Source organism: Pseudoclavibacter sp. 8L, assembly GCF_902506465.1.
Lineage (GTDB): Bacteria > Actinomycetota > Actinomycetes > Actinomycetales > Microbacteriaceae > Pseudoclavibacter.
On the sequence record NZ_LR733185.1, the window covers coordinates 1,052,776 to 1,075,083 of the forward strand.

A 22,308-nucleotide genomic window follows, 5' to 3' on the forward strand; every position below is an offset into this window, starting at 1 on the left:
GTTCGGCCCCCAGGTGACGCCGTGTTTCGCCCCGCGAAGCGCGGTGTCGTCTCGTGTGTCCGTCTTGCGCAGGCTGCTGTTCCTCCGGACTGGGGATTCCTACGCTGACGGGACGACCTATCCAACCGGTGCCGCACGAGAGGGCAGATCATGAGCATCACGCTCCGCATGACGCACGGCCGCTTGACCGACAACCGCACGACGGGCGGACGCACGAACGACGGGCATGCGGCCGGCGCTCCGTCGTTCGTCGTTCGTCTGCAAGAGGTGCTCTCGCGGGTCTTTCTCTCGGAGCGCGCAGGGGTTGGCGAGCAGAGGCTTCTGCTGCGCGGCGTCGGTATCGAAGAGGTCTAGCTCGACGAGGCCTCAGAACGGCGGAGGGTCGGTGCCCGCGTCGCGTTCTGGCTGGGCGCTGCTGCCCCGCTCGGCGTCCGATCCTGTGCCTGTGCCTGTGCCTGTGCCTGTGTCTGGTCCTGCGTCTGTCTCTGTCTCTGACCCTGACCCAGACCCAGGCCTTGCATCCGCCTCACTCGTTGCATTCGGCGGGCTGGTGCTTCCGGCGTCCGCCGACGGCGCGAAGCGAACGCCTTGCCTGTCGGGTCTGTCTGTCAAGACTTTTCCGCTTGGTGTCGTCCACTGAAGGACTCCGCCTTCGAGTTGCAGAACTGACCACGGTGTTGCGTGCCTCATGACGTGGTGGAACACGCAGAGGTGCTCCAAGTTGTTCGTGCAGGTTGCACCGCCGTGCTGCCACTCATGGGTGTGGTCGATGTGGCATCCGCGCGCTGGGAGTCGGCAACCGGGGAACCGGCAGTGCACGTCGCGCGCCGCTAGGAACCGCCGCATCGCCGCTGTTGGCTTGTAGGTGTCCACGGCCTGGACAGTGCCCGTGATCGGGTGGGTGAGAATTCTCGTGAACATGGGGGCGTTGGCCGCGAGACGCTTGGCTTCGTCGAGCGGTACCGGTACGAGGCCATCGAGGAGAGCCGGAGGGTGGCCGGGTTCGCGTTCGTCGGCGAGCAGTGTGGTCGTGGGGATGACCAGGTGCACCTTCGCCTGGACCCCGGATGCCAGGGGTGCGGAGGTCGGTTCGCTCGTGAGGAGCTGGTCGCAGATGAGGTCAGCGCTGACCTCGCCGAGGGTGCGCTCGTCGGCAGCGCCGGGCGGTACCTCTCCCGTTGCTTGAGCCTTCTGCGCCCGTGATCGAGCTCGTAGGACAAGCGTCGCCTGCTTTCGGACTCTGTCCCGGACGGCGGTGAGGAGAAGGAGTGAGCCGCCGACGTGGAGCACTCCGTGTCCGTCACCGGAGTCGGTCACGGACACGAAGCCCTTCATGCGTGTCACCTTGCGCCGCTGGGCGAGCGGGACTCGCGTGAGTTCCTCTGCGATGCGTGAGGTCAGCCGCTTCAGTGCCGCGTCCGTGAGGATCTGGGTGCTCACCTCTCGGAGAGCGAGGTCGACATACTGGGCACGCAGGGCAGTCTGCTCGGCTTCGACCTCGTGGGTGACGAGGAGCCCTGAGCTGACGATGGCATCGAGGTGGCGACCGGAGATGCGCCCGTCGGCCACGGCGTCCACTGCGGCCGGAAATTCACGCACGGCGTTCCACGAACCGGCGAGCTGCCTCATGACGAAGCCGTGCTTCGCCTGCACCTCGATCGAGATCTCTGCCGAGATCGACCGTACGTGCATGCCCATCTCGGGATGCCCTTCGGCGAGGTCGAGGAGGTAGCCGAAGTTGTACGCACGAGCTTCGAGCAGGATCTGCTCGGCGTCGACCGCACGCTTGGCGGATTCGATGCGGGAGGTCTCGGACAGGATGGCGGCGCGTTCGGCGGCGACGGAGGCCGGGTCGTTGACATCGAAATGCCACCGCTCCTCGAACTTCGCCGCCGCTTGGTACATGGTTCGATCGTAGCATCACTCGAATGTAGATTCGAGGAATTGTGAATAACTTGCGAGACGCAGTCGCTGCGATCGACGCGTCCTCAGGTCTGCCTCAGGGCAGCTGCCTCGCGACGAAGCCGAGCGCGGCGGCCGTGTCGACGATCTCGGTGACGGATTCGCGCGGTACGACCACCAGCGGGTGGGCATCGCTGTCCTCCTCGAGGAACACGAGTGCGAGCCCCGCGGGCGCGAGGAGCGCATCAGCTGCGGCGGCTGCCGTCGGCACGTCGCCGTCCACGTCGCCGACCTCGTCGGTGTCGAGGCCGAGGCGGACGATCCGAGGCACTCCGGCGAGGGCGTCTGCGAGTTCCATGCCCGTGTCCTCGGCGTGGAGGTAGGCCAGCGCTCCACAGTCGTCGAGCGCGTCGATGAGCGCGCCCCACGCTTCATCTGCGCCGTCGTCCTCCTCGACGCCACTCTCGTCGCGGTCCTCGCCGGACTGGTCCTTGCCCATGTCCTCGTCTTCGTCCAGAGACTCACCCTCGAGGGCCTGCTGGACGCTCGGCCAGATCTCGGGGTCGTCGTCGATGAGCGTGCAGAGGCGTTCCCAGGCGGTGTAGTCAGTCACGGCCCCGAGGGTACCCGCCCACACGGAGCCACGCGGCTGGCCTACGCTCCCGCGACTGCCGCGATGAGGGCATCCACGTCGTGCTCGGTGGTGTCCCAGGAGCAGAGGAAGCGGACCAGGCCGCGAGACGCGTCCCAGGTGTGGAACGCGTAGCTCTCGCTGACGCGCTCGGCGACCTCGCCGGGGAGGACGGCGAAGACGCCGTTCGCCTGGCGGGGGAGTGGCACTGAGCAGCCGTGGACGCCCTCGATGCCGGTGGCGAGGCGCGCGGCCATGGCGTTGGCGTGTTCCGCGTTCTCGCGCCACAGCTCGTCGCCGAACAGTGCGAGGAGCTGGGCGGAGATGAAGCGCATCTTCGATGACAGCTGCAGGTCGATCTTGCGGGCCTCCTCGGAGCCATAGACGGCTTCCGGGTTGACGACGACAACCGCTTCGGCGGCCAGCGCGCCGTTCTTGGTGCCGCCCAGGCTGATGACGTCGGCCCCGGCCGCGCTGGAGACCTCGGCCAGCGTGCAGCCGAAGTAAGCGGCGGCGTTCGAGAGACGGGCGCCGTCGACGTGAAGCCACATGCCGCTCGCGTGGGCGACCTCGGCGAGTGCCCGGACCTCATCTGGCGAGTAGGCGGTGCCGACCTCGGTCGCCTGGCTGATGCTCACGGCGAGGGGCGTGGCCCGGTGCACGTCGCGGCGTACTGCAGCGGCCCGCTCGATGTCTGCCGGAACGAGCTTGCCGTCCACCGTCTCGACGGTGAGGAGCTTCACCCCGCCGACGCGCTCCGGGGCGGCGTTCTCGTCGGTGTTGATGTGCGCGGACGCCGGGCACACGACGCCGCCCCAGCGCGGCACCATCGACTGCAGCGCGACGACGTTGGCACCGGAGCCGTTGAAGACCGGCAAGCCGATCGCCTCTGGGCCGAAGAGGTCCCTGCACAGTGCCTGGAACGCTGCCGAGTAGGGGTCGCCCCCGTAGGCGCCGACATGCCCGCCATTGGCGGTGACGAGCGCATCCAGTACCTGCGGGTGAGCGCCCGCGGCGTTGTCGCTGGTGAAGGTGCGGAGGTGGGGGTCGTGCAGCTGCGTGATCACCGATCCATTCTTCCGCACGCGCCACATCGATGAGAACTCATGGGTTCGCGTCTACGCTCTGAGCTATGAGCAATGCGGAGGCCAACTCCATCGAGGCACAGCTGCAGGCCGCCTACGAGACCGGGCAGGTGGTTGCCGGCATCGAGCTGCTCCTGCCGCGTGAGGTGCCGCTGGGAGGCCCGCGCTCACTGCCTGTCCTGCGATCGGTGCCCAACAAGTTCCGCCACTTCATCGGCGCCTGGTGCTTCATCGACCACTACGGCCCCGTGGATGTGCCGTCGGGTGCTGGCATGGATGTGCCCCCGCATCCGCACACCGGACTGCAGACCGTCAGCTGGCTGTTCTCCGGCGAGGTCGTGCACCGGGATTCCATCGGCAGTCTCCACGAGGTCGAGCCCGGTGGCGTCAACGTCATGACCGCCGGACGCGGCATCGCTCACTCGGAGGTGTCTGCTGATCGCCCGGATCGGGCCCGCGTGCTGCATGGCGTGCAGCTCTGGGTCGCCCTGCCGGCAGCGCAGCGGGACATCGCGCCCGCCTTCATCGGCCTGGACCGGTGCCCATCGCTGCGACTTTCCTCACCGACGACGGCAGGGGCCCCCGTGGAGGCGACCGTCTTCATGGGTGAGTTCGCGGGTCTCCGCTCGCAGGCCCCCAGCTTCTCGCCGCTCGTCGGCGTCGAGCTCGCCTTCTCGGGCTGCGCGGAGGCCCAGCTCGACCTCGAGCGCAGCTACGAGCACGGCATCCTCGCGTGCTCGCCCGGCATCACCGTCGACGATGTCGAGCTTCCCGTCGGGGCCGTCGGCTACCTGCCCACCGGCACCGACCTCGCGATCGTGGGCGCGCGTGACGGCGGGCGGGCCCTGCTGCTCGGTGGCGCGCCGTTCGAGGAGAAGATCGTCATGTTCTGGAACTTCGTCGGCTCCTCCCACGACGACGTCGCGGCAGCTCGCGACGAGTGGCAGCGGGGCAGGACGAGCCCCGCCACTGATGACCGCTTCGGCCGCGTCGACAGCCACGACGGCAGGACGCTCGCCGCTCCGGCACTCCCGAACGTCCGGCTCAGTCCGCGCGGACGAACCCGCGAGGACTGAGCCGTCCCGGAGCGGCCCGCTATCGCTCGCGGTCCTCGGGGTCGATGATGGGGATGGCGTTCGTGAACACCGATGCCCGCTCCTGCGCCTGGACGCTGCCGGTGAAGAGCCCCGACCCGCTGGCGCTGTCGTCGTCGCTCCTGGTGTCCTCCGCCTGCGAGGCGCGCGATGCGGCGTCGCCCGGGCCCGCCGACTCGGTGATGAGCACACGCTGCACGGGCAGTGCCGACGGCATGGTGCGCTGAATCCACGTCACCATGGCCTCGCGAACGAAGCAGCGCAGGTCGAAGAGGGTGGGTGCATCCACCGCGGTGACGAGGATGCGGATACGGACGAGCCCGCCGGTCGCCTCGGTCACCTGGAGGACCTGCGCCCGCCCATCCCAGAGGTCGGTCTGCGTGAGCACCTCGGCGAGGCGCTCGCGCATGAGCGCCGGGGAGACGCGCCAGTCGACGTCGAGCTCCACGGAGCCGAGGAGCTCGCTGCCCTGCCTGGTCCAGTTCTGGAAGGGCTGGGTCGTGAAGTAGGTGCACGGCAGCACGAGGCGGCGGTCGTCCCACAGGTCGACGACGACATAGCTCAGCGTGATCTCGCCGATGCGCCCCCACTCGTCCTCGACCACGACGACGTCGTCCACGCGCAGCGCCTCGCTGAACACGAGCTGGAGGCCCGCGAAGATGTTCGCGAGGACCGACTGGGCGGCGAGGCCCGCGACCACGGAGGCGATGCCAGCGGACGCGAGGAGGCTGGCCCCGACGGTCCGCACCGCAGGGAACGTGAGGAGGATCGCCCCCAGCGCGATGACGATGATCACCGCGACGGCGAGCCGCCGGAGGATGAGGGTCTGCGTGCGGATGCGCCGAGCCACGCGGTTGTCCGCCACGTCGATGCGGTTGCGGCCCAGTGTGATGTCCGTGGAGAAGGCGACGAGTCCCGCCATGAGCCAGGCGCCGGCGGCGATGATGAAGATCGTGAGCGCGTGGTAGATGAGGTCGCGCCAGGACCCGTCACCGTCGGAAGGGAAGGCGACGGCGACTGCGGCCCAGAGCGCGATGATGAGCACGACGACCCGGAACGGACGCCGCGTGTGTCGCACGAGCGGCTCCGGCCAGCGAAGTCGCTTCGCGACGAGGCGGATGATGAGCGCGACGAGCGCGGTGAGAGCGACGGCCGCGACGACGGCGACGGCAATCCAGAGGGCGAAGTTCCACCAGGGATCGAGCACGTTCCTCCTCGGGGAGTGGAGGGCCCCTCCGTGCGAGAGTGGAGGGCTGGGGAAGCAACGCTAGTGAGCGAGCCTCCGTGCTGCCTGGCCTGCCCGCCAGCGCGCGCATCTCGCCAGCGGGGTTCAGCCCCGCCGCTCGGCCTCCGAGCGCTCCCGCCACTGGATGAGGTACCGCCGGTCGAAGGAAGGTGCGCACCGGAGGCAGGAGACGAGCCTGCCGCGCGTCGGGCGGCGGAACCTCAGAACCTCGTGCCCGTTCGGGCAGACGCCGACCCACTTCGCGAACTCGGTCGCCACCTCGCCGTCGTGCGTGCGACCGCCGACGTAGCCGAGCTCGTCGGCGATGCGCTTCCATTCGGGGCCGTGTCCCGCCTTGTGCCCGGCGACGGCGTGAGCCACCTCGTGCAGCAGCGTCTGGTGCACGGTGTCGTCGTCGTAGCGGGCCGAGAGGTAGCGCGAGACGGTGATGCGCTTGTCTCGGAAGTTGCAGGCACCCGCGCGCTTCTTCGCGTGATCGAAGCCGAAGCTCCAGCTCTCGTCGAGGTGCATGCGGATGAGGGCTTCCGCCCAGACTCGCACCTTGGCCAGGTCGGCCACGGACCCTGCCCCTAGGAGTCGATCGAGGTGATCGGCTCGCTCAGCTCCGAGGAGGGCTCCTCGTCGCCCTCGAGGATCGCGCGGGTGACGCGGATCGCGAACTTCGAGGACTGCAGCTGGTCGGCTGCGACGCCCCTGGCGAGGCGCAGCTCGTGCGCGCGCTCGAAGTCGACGAGCGCGTCGGTGTACTCGCGCTGCTCGAAGCGCACCTTGCCGCGATGCTGCAGGGCGAAGGCCGCGAGCTCGTCCCACTCGTGGGTGAGTGCCTCGTCGACGCAGTTGTTCAGGTCCTGCAGCGCGACGTCGTGCTTGCCCTGGAACTGCTGGACCTGCGCCTTGCGGATGCGAGCGGCGAGGGCATCCTCGCGGGCGCCCGTGAACCGCGACTGGCGGTACGCGGTCTGCGCGGTGTCGAACGCCTCGTCGAGCCGGCCGAGCATGCGCAGCAGCGCGACCTTCTCGTTGAGTGCGGAGAGGGATCGAAGCACGGCGATCTCCGCCAGGCGAGCCTCCGCGGCGTCGATGTCGATGCGCTCGCGGAGGGTCTCCGGGTCGTAGCCGAGGATGATGGGAGCGTCTGACACCCCAGCAGGTTAGCCGCAGCCGCGACGGAATGGGCGCATCCCTCGCCGCGTTGTGGAGAGCCTGTCGGTCGGCCTTCTGCTCGCGACTACCAGCCGCCCTGCCTGCGCTCGCGGAAGACGCTCTTCCCGGGCAGTGGCGACGCCGTCGCGGAGGCGTCGCGCGCTGCCTCCGTGCCGCGCACGAACTCGCGAACCGCCTTCCCGCGCACGACGACGGCTGGCGGGAAGCCCGACGCGACGCGCCTCTCGAGGCCAGGCAGCGAGAGCGCTTCCGGCGAGCGGGAGGCGACCGCGGCGATGTTCCCGAAGCGGCGCCCCTTCAGCATGGCCGGGTCGCCGACGAGCGCGACCTCGCCGAACACCTCGATCAGGGTCGCGACCTCGGCCCGCGCGAAGGCGAGATCGTGGCCGTCGGCGATGTTGACGAGCACGATGCCGTCCGGGCGCAGGAACGGCTCGAGCTCGGCGAAGAACTCGACGCTTGTGACATGCGCCGGCGTCTGGGCGCCGGAGAAGATGTCGACGACGATCGCGTCGACCGAGCCGAGGAGCCCTCGGGGGAGTCTGCCGAGCTGTTCTCGGGCATCTCCGTAGCGGATGCGGATGCTCGCGCCGGCGGGGAGCGGAACGACCTCGCGCACGAAGTCGACGAGGGATCTCTCGAGCTCGACGACCTGCTGCCTCGAGCGCGGCCGCGTGGCGTCGACGTAGCGCGGGATCGTGAGTGCTCCAGCGCCGAGGTGGAGGGCGGTGATCGCCTCCGCCTCGGGGAACGCGAGGTCGAGGACGTAGCCCATGTGCCGGATGTAGCCGAAGGAGAGCTCTCTGGGGTCGAGCGGGTTGACCGCGGACTGCGGGGTGCCGTCGACGATGAGGGTCCACTCTTCTCCGTCACGCGAGAACCGGGCCTGAGCTCCGGAGTCGAGCGTCACGCTCGTCGCGGGACTTGCACTGCTTGGGATCTTGCTGCTGGCTGGCGACACCTGGCAAGTCAAGCAGAGACACGCGGATTTCGAGCAAGGGTGACCTTGTTTGGAATCATTCAAAAGAACGGCCACGATGGTCCCATGGCCACCAGCATCGAGCACGCGAGCAGAGAGCGACGAGACTCCGCGTTCTGGCAGTCCTCGCTGCGCCGGGCCGGTCTTCGCGTCACCCGTCAGCGGGTCGCGGTGCTCGAGCTGCTCGACGCCAGCCCGCACTCGTCTGCGGAGCGAATCTTCGCCGCGGCGACCCCTCAGCGCGCCGAGCTCGGCTCGCTGACCCTGCAGGCCGTCTACGGAATCCTCGACGACCTCGGCCGCACCGGCCTCGTGCGCCGGTTCGATGCGCCGCGCACCGCGGCCCGGTTCGAGACCCGTATCGGCGACAACCACCATCACGCCGTCTGCGACGAATGCGGCCGCATCGAGGACATCGACTGCGCCGTCGGCGAGGCACCGTGCCTCGTTCCAGCTTCGCCCAGCGGCTTCGCGGTGCACACGGCGGAAGTCGTGTATCGGGGTGTCTGCGCCGACTGCGCGACGCCCTGACCCCAGATCCCCTTCCCAGTCCACAGCCCAGATGAATCCGACAAGGAGCGTTTATGACTGAGTACATCGACCCGACAGTCCCATCGACCGAGACCAACGGCTCGCCCACCGAGAGCGACCGCAACTCCCTCAGTGCCGGGGCAGACGGCCCCCTGATGCTCCACGACGTGCGCCTCGTCGAGACGCTCGCGAGCTTCAACCGCGAGCGCACGCCGGAGCGCAACCCGCACGCCAAGGGTGCCGGCGCGTTCGGCACGTTCACGGCGACGGAAGACGTGTCGCAGTACACGCGTGCCGCCGTCTTCCAGCAGGGCGCCGAGAGCGAGACGCTCCTCCGCTTCTCGACCGTCGCCGGCGAGCAGGGCTCCCCTGACACGTGGCGAGACGTGCGTGGCTTCTCGCTTCGCTTCTACACGAGCGAGGGCAACCTCGACATCGTCGGCAACAACACGCCGGTCTTCTTCCTCCGCGACCCGATGAAGTTCCCGCACTTCATCCGCTCGCAGAAGCGCCTCCCAGACTCCGGACTGCGCGACAACAGCATGCAGTGGGACTTCTGGACCCTCAACCCGGAGACCGCCCACCAGGTGACCTACCTCATGGGCGACCGTGGACTCCCGCAGTCGTGGCGGCACATGAACGGCTACGGCTCGCACACCTACGCGTGGATCAACGCTGCAGGTGAGCGCTTCTGGGTGAAGTACCACTTCATCTCCGAGCAGGGCGTCGAGGTGCTGTCGAACGATGAAGCTGAGAAGCTCGCTGGCTCGGACGCCGAGTTCCACCGCCGTGACCTCTTCGACGCGATCGGCCGCAAGGACTTCCCACGCTGGAAGCTGAGCGTTCAGGTCATGCCCTTCGAGGAGGCGAAGACCTACCGCATCAACCCCTTCGACCTCACGAAGGTATGGCCGCACGCCGACTACCCGCTCATCCCGGTCGGAACGCTCGAGCTGAACCGCAACCCCGAGAACTTCTTCGCGCAGATCGAGCAGGCCGCGTTCTCCCCGTCGAACCAGGTGCCGGGAACCGGCATCTCGCCCGACAAGATGCTCCTCGGTCGCGTCTTCGCGTACCCGGACGCACAGCGCGCGCGCATCGGCACCAACTACCAGCAGCTCGACGTGAACCGGCCGAAGAACTCCACGAACTCGTACACGTTCGACGGCAACATGACGGTTTCGCACTCCGGTGCGGCTCCCGTCTACGCGCCGAACTCGTTCGGTCGCCCCTACGCGGACCAGACGGGCCCGGTCGAGAACTCCTGGGAGACCGACGGCGATCTCGTGCGCAGCGCCTACACGCTCCGCCAGGACGACGACGACTTCTCGCAGGCCGGCACGCTCATTCGCGAGGTCTACTCGCCGGAGCAGCGTGACCGACTCGTTGAGACCGTGGCAGGAGCCCTCGAGACGGTTGTAGAGCCCGTTCGCTCGAACGCCTTCCAGTACTGGACGAACATCGACGCCGAGACGGGTGCGCGCATCCGCGCCGCCGTCGAGGCGAACGCCGTGGACACCGACCCGGCACCCGTGGGCGTCGGCCACTAGTCGCTGACCGGCACAGACAGGCGTGCCCCCTCGAGAGAGCTTCTCGAGGGGGCACGCCTTTCGTCGTGGAGCCGAGGGTCAGGATGCTCGCCAGTATCCGCAGTTGCGGGACTCGAACGTGCCGTCGGTCGCGGCGATCGTGACGACGATCTCGGTCTGCACCTTGTCGTAGGAGGACTCGATCCAGTCGCCCTTGTCGTCGTAGCGGAACCAGCGGCAGTTGTCGCTGGGCGACTCCGGCTTGTAGGTGCCCGGCTTGATCTCCTCGCCAACCTGCCAGACCCCGTCGTTGAAACGAGTGCCGTCGTTGCCTGCGGTGACGTTGGCATCGTAGGTGTTGAGCGAGGTCCTGGCGGCGTCGGCGTCGGGGTGCTCAGGGCAGAGAATGAGGGCGGATTCGAGCTGCGAGGCCTGCTCGTCGGTGGAGATGCCCGGTGAGATCGCGAAGTAGAAGCCAGGGGTGGCGCACAGCGCGTACACGTCGGCGAGGCGCACGTCGTCTGGGGCGGCCTCCTTGTCGTCGTCCGTGGCCGCCTGGCCGAGGGCATCGAGGGCCTTCTGCTCGGTCTCCGAGAACGTGGTGCCGCCGTTCGACTTGCCGGTGCAGCGCGTGACATCGTCTCCGAGCGCCCAGATCTCGGCGAGGTCGGAGGGGGCCTCCGCGAAGTTGCGGGTGTCGGCCATGCGACACGAGTAGGTGACGGCGAAGGCGCCGGTGTCGCCCGTTCCCGCGGGTTCCGTTTCCGTCGGCGCTGCCGTCGTGGTCCCGCTGGTGGCGCTCGAGGTCGTCTCGACCTCCGGAGCCTCGTTGCCGGACATCTGGTCGACGAGCGCGCATCCGGAGAGCAGGAACAGGGCGGTGAACGCGAGCGCCGACGAGCGCATGAGCTTCTTCACGGGGGTCTCCTTCGATGCGGGGCTTGGCGTGTCCGAGCTCAGCTGGGGCGCTTCCTCGCGACCCGACGGAGTCGATCTGCTGGAAGACACGCTAACGGAACAGGGGCATCCGGCGTGCATGCGGGGGAGCACTGCCCGGATGCACGGCCGGTGCTGGCGCGTGCGCGTGCCCGGCGATGAGCGTGGTGGGAAGCGTGGCAAGAGCATTGGGGGCAGAGGCACGAATGCCCCTGCCCCCAGTGCGTCGAATGCTGTGCTCGTCGAGCTGGTGCCGCTACGCGTCGCGGCGGCGTGCGAGCGCCACGCCTCCGAGAGCGAGTGCTGCGAGGGCGGTCAGCGTGATGATGGCGAGGTGCTCTGCACCCGTCGTCGCCAGCGTGGTGCCCGTGCCGACAGCCTCGCCATCCGCGTCGCTTCCACCGCTCGAAGCGCCACCGGAGCCCGCGGTCGCGCCCGGCGCCGTCGTCGCGCTCGGAGCCTCCGTGCCGACGGGCGTCTCCGTGGGTCCGGGCGTCTCCGTGGGTCCGGCAGTCTCCGTGGGGTCGGGCGTCGCGAGCGGGGCGCACGCGACCGCGCCCTGCTTGAGAGCGTCCGACTTCACGCCGTCCTCGAGCCAGTACGCTGCGCGAGTGCCGTCGATGCAGGTCTCGTTAGCCGCGATCGCAAAGCCCTCGTTGTTGGTGTCCGGCAGGCCGGCAGGGCGTGCCACGTGCGTCACGGAGTAGCCGGCGGCGCCGTCTGCCGCGCCGAACTGGAAGAGCGCGCTCGTTCCGCCGCAGCCGTTGTCGCACATGCCCCACAGGGTCTGCGTCGACTCGTCGTAGTCGAGGGCCATGACGCCGCCGAGGCCCGACTCCAGCGTCGCGATGCGCGCGGCGGTGCCGTCATCGAAGAGCGCGTAGGCGTACACGCCAGCGGTCTCCTCGACGGCGACGAAGAACAGGCCGTCGGCGCCCGGGTAGTTCGCGGAGTCGTACGGCGCCCCCGTGCGCTCATCGAGGAGGCGCCCCTCGAGCTCGCTGTCCGCCACCCACTCGATGGCCTCGATGCCTGTATTGGCGCCGACCTGGGGCAGGCTCGCGGTGAGGTCCCACTCGGCTGCCGCGACGACGTCGGGGCCGCTTGCGTCGCCGAGGTCGACCTTGAGGATCGTGTTCTTGTTCGTCGACTTGTCCGAGTTGTCGCGCTCCGAGCCGATGTAGACCGACTCGGGCTGCTCGGCCGAGACCGTCACGCCCTCGGCGTCAGGGCCCGCAGCAGCCGGGTTTTCCGCATCCGCCTGGAAGCGAACCCGCTTGGGCTGCTCCCAGCCTGCCGCCGGGGTGACGCCGCCGTCGACCGCGACGTCGAAGCGGTACAGGCCGCCTGTGCCGTTGTCGACAGCCCAGAGCGTGCTGCCTTCAGGGGAGTACTGGTACTCGAGGCCGGACATGTCCTCGCCGAGCGTGATGTCGCTCGCGATGGGAGTCACCTCGGGGGAGCCGGTCCAGGGCTCGGGCGCGGGAGCCGTGGGTCCAGGCGTCTCGACGGGCACGTCGGAGCACGCGTTCAGCGCACCCTTGGTCGAAGCCGTCGTCGCGCGGAAGTCGCCGTCGCCGTCGGCGCAGCGGGCCCAGCTCACCTCGGCGTGGTCGATCCAGGTGGTCGTGTCGACGATCGTTCCGCTGGGGTCGGCCAGCGTGGCGCTGTCCCCGCTGCCGAGCCCGAAACCGAGGCGGCTCTCCTCGTAGACGTAGAACTCGCCGGGTGCGAGCACGGTGGATGCGGGGGCGGGCGCGGGCGTGTGGCCTGCGTTGTCGTCCACGATCGTCCAGCCGGAGATGTCCACCGTCTCCGCGCTGCGGTTGTAGACCTCGACCCAGTCTCCCGGGGTGCCGCCGTTCGACTCGACCTCGTTGATGACCACGGGGGAGGTGGGGGCGACGCCGGCGAAGAGGTTCTCGGCTCCCTTGGTGGGCTCCGAGGTCTCCGTGAAGGCACCGGTGCCGTTCGGGGAGCGGCCGTAGCTGGTCGCCGCGTGCTGCGTCCAGGAGTACTCGTCCACGAGCGTGGTCCCGTCCGGCGCGAAGAGCATCGCGCTGTCGCCGCCGCCCAGGCCGAAGGCGAAGTCGGCCTCCTCGATCACGAGGTAGTCCCCGGGCTGCAGGGTCGTGCCCTCCGCCAGCGCAGAGCGGTGGGTGGTGTCCTCCGGGGAGTTGTCGGTGAAGACGTAGCCGCCCAGATCGATCGCGCCGATGCCCGGGTTGAAGAGCTCGACCCAGTCGCCCGGCTCCCCGCCCGAGGATTCGATCTCGTTGATGACGACGGAGCCGACCGCGGGGGCGTCGCGGTTCGCTGCGCCCCTGCTGCTCGCTGTCGTCTGGGCGAAGTCGCCCGTGCCGTCGGGGAGTCGCGCGTAGCTGACATCCGCGTGCTGCGCCCACGAGTGGGAGTCGACGAGGGTCGACGAGGCGTCGAAGACCCGTGCTTCGTCCTCCTTGCCGAGCCCGAAGCCGAACTGGAGGTCGTCCACGACGAGGTGAGCGCCCGGCTGGATGCTCGTGCCGGCCGGGAAGCGGAAGTCGCGGGTGTCGTCGTTGTCCTTGACCGCCCACCCGGAGATGTCGACGGGGACCTCGCCCGTGTTCTTGAGCTCGATCCAGTCGGTCGTGTCGCCGTCGGACTCGACCTCGTTGATGACGACGCCGGTCGGGTGGGGCGCGGGGGAGGTGGCCGCATTCGCCGACATGGGAACTGCCAGGGCCGCACCTCCGCCGATGATGGCGGCGACGAAGGCCGCCAGGGTGATTCGTTGTGCTTGCACGCACGCGCTCCTCTGCGCTCGGGAATGAAGCGAAGTGCGCTCGGGGCGAGCGCATGCGCCTCCCCCATCGAAGCGGGAGCGGGTGCCGTGGCGGTAGCGAGCACCTGAACAGCAGGAGAACGCCGAAGCGCCGGCCTCCTTGCGGAGGTCGGCGCTTCGGAACGGGGCCGTGGGGCGGTCAGGCGGCTTCGTAGGTGAGGCAGTCAGCGGCATCGCTGCCCTGCGCGCCCACGCGGATCGCCGGAGCGGTGCACGTGAGGTCCTTGTTGAAGCGGCAGTCGGTCGACTGGCAGGCGCCGACGCCGGCGATGACCTTGTCGAGGCCGCCCTTGCGGTCGAGTGGAATGAACGTGGCGCAGCCCTCGTGGCCGTCGATGGTCACCGCGGGCGCGTGGCAGCCGTCGTGGTTGAACGAGCAGCCGGCAACTGAACAGGTGCTGACGTTGGGAAGATCGAGCAGTGTCATGGTGTGCCTCCGATGTTGGGTTGATCCCACGGTAGGAGCCGGAGAGGCCGGTACTCAAGCCGACACTGGACTCCGTGGCACCTTTCTGATAAGGCCAGGGTCCCCTTGCTGAGCAGAGCCTTGCCTGCCTCGGACGGGTGAGCTCGGTGGAGCACGAACGCCATCGGCCAGCGCGTTATACCTGAGAATTCAGATTGAGGCAAGGTCGGGGTAGACATACCACCAAACGGCGCATACACTCGATGTTTGCGCTTCGTCTCACCATGCCTTCATATTGCGGTCGGCCTGGCAGTGCTTCTCTCACCAACTTCTTCGCGGGTCTTCCTCGACCGCGTCCGTTGGCGATGGGCACGCCTTGTACATCGTGAAACGTGGCGGAACCTCACCGACGACACTACTGGCATCTCGCGGAATCCGCGGGATCGTGGAGGGAACTTCCTTGGCTGCTGCGCGCAACGCATCTCCGACGCCTACGACCGGTCGGAATGCACGCCGACTCTCATTCGCGAAGATCAGCGACACACTCGATGTCCCAGATCTTCTCGCCCTGCAAACCGAATCCTTCGACTGGCTCGTCGGCAACGACGCCTGGAAGCAGCGCCTCGCTAAGGCGCAGGCTGAAGGCCGCACCGACGTCGCTCTCCGCTCAGGCCTCGACGAGATCTTCGAAGAGATCTCTCCCATCGAGGACCTCGGCGAGACGATGCAGCTGAGCTTCACCAACCCGTACCTCGAGCCCGAGAAGTACTCCCTCGAGGAGTGCAAGGAGCGCGGCAAGACGTACTCCGCGCCTCTCTACGTCGAGGCCGAGTTCATGAACCACCAGACGCTCGAGATCAAGACCCAGACGGTCTTCATGGGCGACTTCCCGCTCATGACGAGCAAGGGAACGTTCATCATCAACGGCACCGAGCGTGTCGTCGTCTCGCAGCTCGTTCGCAGCCCGGGCGTCTACTTCGAGCGCACCCCTGAGAAGACCAGCGACAAGGACGTCTTCTCGGCCCGCATCATCCCGAGCCGTGGAGCCTGGCTCGAGTTCGAGATCGACAAGCGCGACCAGGTCGCCGTTCGCATCGACCGCAAGCGCAAGCAGTCGGTCACCGTCTTCATGAAGGCCCTCGGCCTCACGACCGACGAGATCCGCGAGCAGTTCGCCGGATACGAGTCCATCGAGCTCACGCTCGAGAAGGACGACATCCGCACCAAGGAAGATGCCCTCAAGGACATCTACCGCAAGCTGCGTCCGGGCGAGCAGGTCGCGACGGAAGCCGCGCGTGCGCTCCTCGACAACTTCTACTTCAACTCGAAGCGCTACGACCTCGCGAAGGTCGGTCGCTACAAGATCAACCGCAAGCTCGGCATCGAGTCCGCGATCAGCGAGTCGGTCCTGACCGTCGAGGACATCGTCTCGACGATCAAGTACCTCGTCGCGCTGCACGCTGGTGACGAGAAGTTCGATGGCAAGCGCGGCGGCGAGCCCGCCGACATCCGCCTCGACGTCGACGACATCGACCACTTCGGCAACCGTCGCATCCGCGCCGTCGGCGAGCTCATCCAGTCGCAGGTCCGCACGGGCCTCAGCCGCATGGAGCGCGTCGTCCGCGAGCGCATGACCACGCAGGAGATCGAGGCGATCACGCCGCAGACCCTGATCAACGTGCGCCCCGTCGTCGCCGCGATCAAGGAGTTCTTCGGAACGTCCCAGCTCTCGCAGTTCATGGACCAGAACAACCCGCTCGCGGGTCTCACGCACAAGCGTCGCCTCTCGGCCCTCGGGCCCGGCGGTCTCTCGCGTGAGCGTGCCGGCGTCGAGGTCCGTGACGTCCACCCGTCCCACTACGGACGCATGTGCCCCATCGAGACGCCTGAAGGCCCGAACATCGGCCTCATCGGCTCGCTCGCGACGTTCGCGCGCATCAACGCGTTCGGCTTCATCGAGACGCCGTACCGCCGTGTCGTCGAGACCAAGGTCACGGAGCAGGTCGACTACCTGACCGCATCCGAGGAAGACGAGTACGTCGTCGCGCAGGCCAACGCTCCCATCGGGGCAGACGGCCACTTCGTCGAGGACGAGGTCCTCGTCCGACGCAAGGGCGGAGAGGTCGAGCTCGTCCCAGCCGGCGAGGTCAACTACATGGACGTCTCGCCGCGCCAGATGGTGTCGGTCGCGACGAGCCTCATCCCGTTCCTCGAGCACGACGATGCGAACCGCGCGCTCATGGGCGCCAACATGCAGCGTCAGGCCGTCCCGCTCGTTCGCAGCGAGAGCCCTGTCGTCGGAACCGGTATGGAGGGCTTCGCGGCCATCGACGCCGGTGACGTCATCACGGCGAACCGCGCAGGTGTCGTGCAGTCGGTCTCGGCCGACCACGTCGTCCTGCAGCTCGACGAGGGTGGAACCGAGTCCTACTTCCTCCGCAAGTTCGACCGCTCGAACCACGGCACCTGCTACAACCACCGTGTTGTCGTCTCGGCCGGCGAGCGCGTCGAAGAGGGAATGGTCATCGCGGATGGACCCGCGACGGAGAATGGCGAGCTCGCGCTCGGCAAGAACCTCCTCGTCGGCTTCATGCCGTGGGAAGGCCACAACTTCGAAGACGCCATGATCCTCAGCCAGAACCTGGTGAAGAACGACACGCTCTCCTCGATCCACATCGAGGAGTACGAGGTCGACGCTCGCGACACCAAGCTCGGCAAGGAAGAGATCACGCGCGATCTGCCCAACGTCTCGCCCGAGCTCCTGAAGGACCTCGACGAGCGCGGCATCATCCGCATCGGTGCAGAGGTCCAGCCCGGTGACATCCTCGTCGGCAAGGTCACGCCGAAGGGCGAGACCGAGCTCAGCGCAGAAGAGCGACTCCTCCGCGCCATCTTCAACGAGAAGAGCCGCGAAGTGCGCGACACCTCGCTCAAGGTTCCTCACGGTGAAGCCGGCACCATCATCCAGGTGAAGGTCTTCGACTCCGAGGAGGGCGACGACGAGCTCGGCTCGGGCGTCAACCAGCGCGTTGTCGTGTACATCGCCCAGGAGCGCAAGATCACCGAAGGCGACAAGCTCGCTGGCCGCCACGGCAACAAGGGCGTCATCGCGAAGATCCTGCCGGAAGAGGACATGCCGTTCCTCGCCGATGGAACTCCGCTCGACATCGTGCTCAACCCGCTCGGCATCCCGAAGCGCATGAACTTCGGTCAGGTGCTCGAGACGCACCTCGGCTGGGTTGCGAAGACCGGCTGGAAGATCGAGGGCGAGCCCGAGTGGGCGAAGAACCTCGTTCCCGAGGCCTACGAGGGAACGCCGGGCGTCAAGCTCGCAACCCCCGTCTTCGACGGCGCGACCGAGGAAGAGCTCACGGGCCTCCTCGACTCGACGCTCAAGACGCGCGACGGCGACCGCCTCATCAACTCGACCGGAAAGACCGTCCTGTTCGACGGCCGCTCCGGAGAGCCCTTCCCAGACCCGATCTCCGTCGGCTACATGTACATCCTGAAGCTGCACCACCTCGTGGATGACAAGATCCACGCGCGTTCGACGGGTCCGTACTCGATGATCACGCAGCAGCCACTCGGTGGTAAGGCGCAGTTCGGTGGACAGCGCTTCGGTGAGATGGAGGTGTGGGCGCTCTACGCATACGGCGCCGCGTACACGCTCCAGGAGCTCCTCACCATCAAGTCCGACGACATCGTCGGACGCGTCAAGGCCTACGAGGCCATCGTCAAGGGCGAGAACATCCAGGAGCCGGGTATCCCCGAGTCCTTCAAGGTTCTCCTCAAGGAGATGCAGTCGCTGTGCCTGAACGTCGAGGTCCTCTCGGCCGACGGAACAGCGCTGAGCCTCCGCGACAACGACGACGAGGCCTACCGGGCCGCCGAAGAACTCGGCATCAACATCTCCAGCCGCTTCGAGTCCTCGTCCGTCGACGAGATCTAAGCCTCCCCGACACGACGAAGACTCATTCTTCACAAGGAGACAACAGCATTGTTGGATGCAACCAAGTTTGATGAACTGCGCATCGGCCTAGCCACGGCAGATGACATTCGCAAGTGGTCGTACGGCGAGGTCAAGAAGCCCGAGACCATCAACTACCGCACGCTCAAGCCCGAGAAGGACGGCCTGTTCGGCGAACAGATCTTCGGCCCTTCCCGCGACTGGGAGTGCGCCTGCGGCAAGTACAAGCGCGTGCGCTTCAAGGGCATCGTCTGTGAGCGATGCGGCGTCGAGGTCACGAAGTCGGCTGTGCGCCGTGAGCGCATGGGCCACATCGAGCTCGCAGCGCCCGTCACGCACATCTGGTACTTCAAGGGCGTTCCGAGCCGTCTCGGATACCTCCTCGACATGGCGCCGAAGGACCTCGAGAAGGTCATCTACTTCGCCGCGTACATGGTCATCTCCGTCGACACCGAGGGTCGTCGCGACGACCTCAGCGGTCTCGAGAGCGAGATGCGTCTTGAGCTCAAGAGCCTCAACGACCAGAAGGATGCGGCCATCGCGGCTCGCATGCTCCGGCTCGAAGAGGAGCTCGGTGCTCTCGAGGCAGAGGGCGCCAAGGCAGACCAGCTTCGCAAGACGAAGGACGCCGGCGAGAAGGAGATGGGTCAGCTCCGCAAGGGGTTCGACGAGGACATCACCCGCGTCGAGCGCGTCTTCGAGTCGTTCAAGAACCTGAAGGTCGGTGAGCTCAAGCCTGAGGACACCGACTTCCACGAGCTCGTCGACCGCTACGGCGACTACTTCGAGGCCTTCATGGGCGCGGAGTCGATCCAGAAGCGCCTGCAGAACTTCGACCTCAAGGCCGAAGGCGAGCTCCTTCGCACGCAGATCGCTGAGGGCAAGGGTCAGAAGAAGATCCGTGCCATCAAGCGACTCAAGGTCGTCTCGTCGTTCCTGGCGACGGGCAACAGCCCCGCCGCGATGGTGCTCGATGTCGTCCCGGTCATCCCGCCGGAGCTCCGCCCCATGGTGCAGCTCGACGGTGGCCGCTTCGCAACGAGCGACCTCAACGACCTCTACCGTCGTGTGATCAACCGCAACAACCGTCTCCGCCGCCTGCTCGACCTCGGTGCTCCCGAGATCATCGTGAACAACGAGAAGCGCATGCTCCAGGAGTCGGTCGACGCGCTGTTCGACAACGGTCGTCGTGGCCGCCCCGTCACGGGCACCGGCAACCGCGCTCTCAAGTCCCTCAGCGACATGCTGAAGGGCAAGCAGGGCCGCTTCCGTCAGAACCTCCTCGGCAAGCGAGTCGACTACTCGGGCCGTTCGGTCATCATCGTGGGCCCGCAGCTGCGCATGCACCAGTGCGGTCTCCCCAAGCAGATGGCGCTCGAGCTGTTCAAGCCGTACGTCATCAAGCGCCTGATCGACCTGCAGCACGCTTCCAACATCAAGGCAGCCAAGCGCGCGGTCGAGCGCGCGAAGCCCGAGGTGTGGGACGTCCTCGAAGAGGTCATCCGCGAGCGTCCCGTGCTGCTCAACCGTGCACCCACGCTGCACCGTCTGGGCATCCAGGCGTTCGAGCCGCTCCTCGTCGAGGGCAAGGCGATCCAGCTGCACCCGCTCGTCTGCGCGGCGTTCAACGCCGACTTCGACGGTGACCAGATGGCAGTCCACCTGCCCCTGTCGGTCGAGGCTCAGGCTGAGGCTCGCGTGCTCATGCTCGCGTCGAACAACATCCTCAAGCCGTCGGATGGCCGCCCCGTCACCCTGCCTTCGCAGGACATGGTCGCGGGTCTGTACCACCTGACGACGCTGCAGGACGACGTCGAGGGCGCTGGACGAGTCTTCTCGTCCACGGCCGAGGCGATCATGGCGTTCGACCAGGGCTCGCTCGACCTCAACGCACCCATCAGGCTCCGCCTCACGGGCATCACGTTCGAAGAGGGCAAGGCTCCAGAGGGCTACGTCCAGGGAGAGACCGTGCTCGTCGAGACGACGCTCGGCCGGGCTCGCTTCAACGAGCTGCTTCCTTCCGACTACCCCTACGTCGAGGACACGATGACCAAGGGACGTCTGTCCGGTGTCGTCAACTACCTCGCGGAGCGGTACTCGAAGGACGAGGTCGCAGAGACCCTCGACCGCATCAAGGACTCCGGCTTCTACTGGGCGACCCGCTCGGGCATCTCGATCGCGCTGAGCGACCTCGTGACGCCTGACTCGAAGCGCGAGATCGTCGAGCGCACCGAGGCCGAGGTTGCCGAGCTGCGCAACGAGTGGCAGGTCATGGGCGCGATCTCCGAGCAGGAGTATCGCGAAGAGGTCATCAAGAAGTGGGAAGCTGCAACCGCGCTCGTCGCCGACGAGATGCAGGCGGCCTTCCCGTCGACCAACTCCATCCACCGCATGGTCACGGCAGGTGCAAACGGAAACTGGCTGCAGGTTCGCCAGATCGCCGGTATGCGCGGCCTGGTCGCCAACCCGAAGGGTGAGACCATTCCTCGCCCGATCGTGCACTCGTACCGCGAGGGCCTGACGGTTGCCGAGTACTTCATCTCGACTCACGGTGCCCGTAAGGGTCTGGCCGACACGGCTCTCCGTACGGCCGACTCGGGTTACCTGACGCGTCGACTCGTCGACGTCTCGCAGGACGTCATCATCCGTGAGGACGACTGCGGCACCGCACGTGGTCTCGACATCCAGATCGCCCACATCACCGATGGCGGCGAGATCGTCGTCGACGACAACGTGGAGAACGCGGTCTACGCCCGCAGCATCTCGGTCGACGCAGTCGACGCCGACGGCAACGTCGTCGCAGCTGCAGGCACCGACATGGGCGACGTCGTCATCGACCAGCTCATGGATGCGGGCATCACCGAGGTCAAGATCCGCTCCGTCCTCACGTGCGAGTCCAGCGTCGGCGTCTGCGCGGCGTGCTACGGCCGCTCGCTCGCCACGGGCAACCTCGTCGACATCGGCGAGGCAGTCGGCATCATCGCGGCACAGTCCATCGGCGAGCCGGGCACCCAGCTCACGATGCGTACCTTCCACTCCGGTGGTGTGTCGAGCGCCGGTGACATCACGCAGGGTCTGCCGCGTGTCCAGGAGCTCTTCGAGGCCCGCACCCCGAAGGGCGCATCGCCGCTCGCCGAGGCCGCTGGTCGCATCGAGATCCAGGACACCGACAAGTCGCGCAAGATCGTCCTCATCCCGGACAACGGCGACGAGCCGCACATCTACCCGGTGCTGAAGCGCGCTGAGCTCCTCGTCGAGGATGGCCAGCACGTCGAGCACGGCCAGCAGCTGCACGAGGGTCCCATCGACCCGAAGGACGTGCTGCGCGTCAAGGGCGCTCGCGAGGTGCAGAAGTACCTCGTCAGCGGCGTGCAGGGCGTCTACCGTTCGCAGGGTGTGCCGATTCACGACAAGCACATCGAGGTCATCGTCCGTCAGATGCTCCGGAAGATCACGGTCATCGACCACGGCGAGACCGACATGCTGCCGGGTGAGCTGGCTGATGGACAGCGCTTCGCTTCCATCAACCGCGCAGCCGTCATGTCGGGCCGCAAGCCCGCGACCGGCCGTCAGGAAGTCATGGGAATCACGAAGGCGTCGCTTGCGACCGAGTCGTGGCTCTCGGCAGCTTCGTTCCAGGAGACGACCCGCGTCCTCACGCAGGCCGCCATGGAAGCGACGACCGATCCGCTGGTGGGCCTGAAGGAGAACGTCATCATCGGACGCCTCATCCCGGCCGGTACTGGTCTCACCAAGTACCGCGAGATGTCGGTCGAGCCGACCGACGAGGCGCGCGCCGAGCGGTACCCGTTCGGTGCCGACGAGGGCAGCTTCGACGAGAACGACCTCACCTTCGTGGACTTCGAGGCCTTCTCGAGCGACGACTTCGGCGGATCCAACTTCAGCTAGTCACTCGCTCGCGTCGATTCGACGCAGCTCCAACGCGAACGCCCCTACCCGTCTCGGGTGGGGGCGTTCGTGCGTCTGCGGCTTGTCACCGACCCGATGTGTGCG

At 67.4% G+C, this 22,308-nt stretch carries 16 protein-coding genes; 6 read left to right on the plus strand and 10 right to left on the minus strand.

Annotation, left to right across the window (positions count from 1 at the left end):
- The first annotated feature begins 150 nt into the window (after positions 1-150).
- Entirely contained in the window at positions 151-354 is a 204-nt protein-coding gene (locus tag GV007_RS04955) for a hypothetical protein (protein ID WP_160071242.1), read from the plus strand.
- 12 nt (positions 355-366) lie between these two features.
- Here GV007_RS04955 and GV007_RS04960 read toward each other — a convergent pair whose 3' ends face one another.
- From GV007_RS04960 to GV007_RS04970, 3 genes are all read right to left on the minus strand, one after another.
- The gene (locus GV007_RS04960) at positions 367-1,905 is read right to left on the minus strand and encodes an HNH endonuclease signature motif containing protein (protein ID WP_160071243.1); all 1,539 of its coding nucleotides are present in this window, start codon (positions 1,903-1,905) and stop codon (positions 367-369) included.
- 94 nt (positions 1,906-1,999) lie between these two features.
- The gene (locus GV007_RS04965) at positions 2,000-2,515 is read right to left on the minus strand and encodes a DUF6630 family protein (protein ID WP_160071244.1); all 516 of its coding nucleotides are present in this window, start codon (positions 2,513-2,515) and stop codon (positions 2,000-2,002) included.
- Between the two features lie 41 nt (positions 2,516-2,556).
- Positions 2,557-3,600, minus strand: a complete 1,044-nt coding sequence (locus GV007_RS04970; RefSeq protein WP_328809431.1) for a threonine aldolase family protein — start codon at positions 3,598-3,600, stop codon at positions 2,557-2,559.
- 65 nt (positions 3,601-3,665) lie between these two features.
- On the opposite strand from GV007_RS04970, the gene GV007_RS04975 reads away from it, so the two are divergent.
- A complete protein-coding gene (locus GV007_RS04975) occupies positions 3,666-4,694 on the plus strand; it encodes a pirin family protein (protein WP_160071246.1) in 1,029 nt (342 codons plus the stop codon).
- Between the two features lie 19 nt (positions 4,695-4,713).
- On the opposite strand, the gene GV007_RS04980 is transcribed toward GV007_RS04975, so the two are convergent.
- The 4 genes from GV007_RS04980 to GV007_RS04995 all read right to left on the minus strand — a co-directional run bounded on the left by GV007_RS04980 (position 4,714) and on the right by GV007_RS04995 (position 8,083).
- A complete protein-coding gene (locus tag GV007_RS04980; RefSeq protein ID WP_160071247.1) occupies positions 4,714-5,919 on the minus strand; it encodes a mechanosensitive ion channel family protein in 1,206 nt (401 codons plus the stop codon).
- A gap of 123 nt (positions 5,920-6,042) precedes the next feature.
- Entirely contained in the window at positions 6,043-6,516 is a 474-nt protein-coding gene (locus GV007_RS04985) for a SprT-like domain-containing protein (protein ID WP_160071248.1), read from the minus strand.
- A gap of 11 nt (positions 6,517-6,527) precedes the next feature.
- The gene (locus GV007_RS04990) at positions 6,528-7,100 is read right to left on the minus strand and encodes a hypothetical protein (protein WP_104242710.1); all 573 of its coding nucleotides are present in this window, start codon (positions 7,098-7,100) and stop codon (positions 6,528-6,530) included.
- An 86-nt stretch (positions 7,101-7,186) separates the two neighbouring features.
- On the minus strand, positions 7,187-8,083 hold the full coding sequence (locus tag GV007_RS04995) for a spermidine synthase (RefSeq protein WP_236558339.1): 897 nt from the start codon (positions 8,081-8,083) through the stop codon (positions 7,187-7,189).
- Between the two features lie 84 nt (positions 8,084-8,167).
- On the opposite strand from GV007_RS04995, the gene GV007_RS05000 reads away from it, so the two are divergent.
- Positions 8,168-8,632, plus strand: a complete 465-nt coding sequence (locus GV007_RS05000) for a Fur family transcriptional regulator (protein WP_160071249.1) — start codon at positions 8,168-8,170, stop codon at positions 8,630-8,632.
- A 53-nt stretch (positions 8,633-8,685) separates the two neighbouring features.
- Positions 8,686-10,182, plus strand: a complete 1,497-nt coding sequence (locus GV007_RS05005; RefSeq protein ID WP_160071250.1) for a catalase — start codon at positions 8,686-8,688, stop codon at positions 10,180-10,182.
- Between the two features lie 78 nt (positions 10,183-10,260).
- On the opposite strand, the gene GV007_RS05010 is transcribed toward GV007_RS05005, so the two are convergent.
- The 3 genes from GV007_RS05010 to GV007_RS05020 form a co-directional block, all read right to left on the minus strand.
- The gene (locus tag GV007_RS05010; protein WP_160071251.1) at positions 10,261-11,079 is read right to left on the minus strand and encodes a hypothetical protein; all 819 of its coding nucleotides are present in this window, start codon (positions 11,077-11,079) and stop codon (positions 10,261-10,263) included.
- Between the two features lie 274 nt (positions 11,080-11,353).
- The gene (locus GV007_RS05015; protein WP_160071252.1) at positions 11,354-13,882 is read right to left on the minus strand and encodes a lamin tail domain-containing protein; all 2,529 of its coding nucleotides are present in this window, start codon (positions 13,880-13,882) and stop codon (positions 11,354-11,356) included.
- Between the two features lie 178 nt (positions 13,883-14,060).
- A complete protein-coding gene (locus tag GV007_RS05020) occupies positions 14,061-14,348 on the minus strand; it encodes a DUF1540 domain-containing protein (RefSeq protein WP_104242700.1) in 288 nt (95 codons plus the stop codon).
- A 439-nt stretch (positions 14,349-14,787) separates the two neighbouring features.
- On the opposite strand from GV007_RS05020, the gene rpoB reads away from it, so the two are divergent.
- Both rpoB and GV007_RS05030 read left to right on the plus strand, forming a co-directional pair.
- Positions 14,788-18,276: a DNA-directed RNA polymerase subunit beta gene (gene rpoB, locus GV007_RS05025; RefSeq protein WP_160071253.1), complete on the plus strand. Its 3,489-nt coding sequence runs from the start codon at positions 14,788-14,790 to the stop codon at positions 18,274-18,276.
- Positions 18,277-18,324: 48 nt separating this feature from the next.
- Positions 18,325-22,203 carry a DNA-directed RNA polymerase subunit beta' gene (locus GV007_RS05030; RefSeq protein WP_160071254.1) on the plus strand — a complete coding sequence of 1,293 codons (3,879 nt, stop codon included), beginning with the start codon at positions 18,325-18,327 and terminating at the stop codon, positions 22,201-22,203.
- Positions 22,204-22,308: the final 105 nt, after the last annotated feature.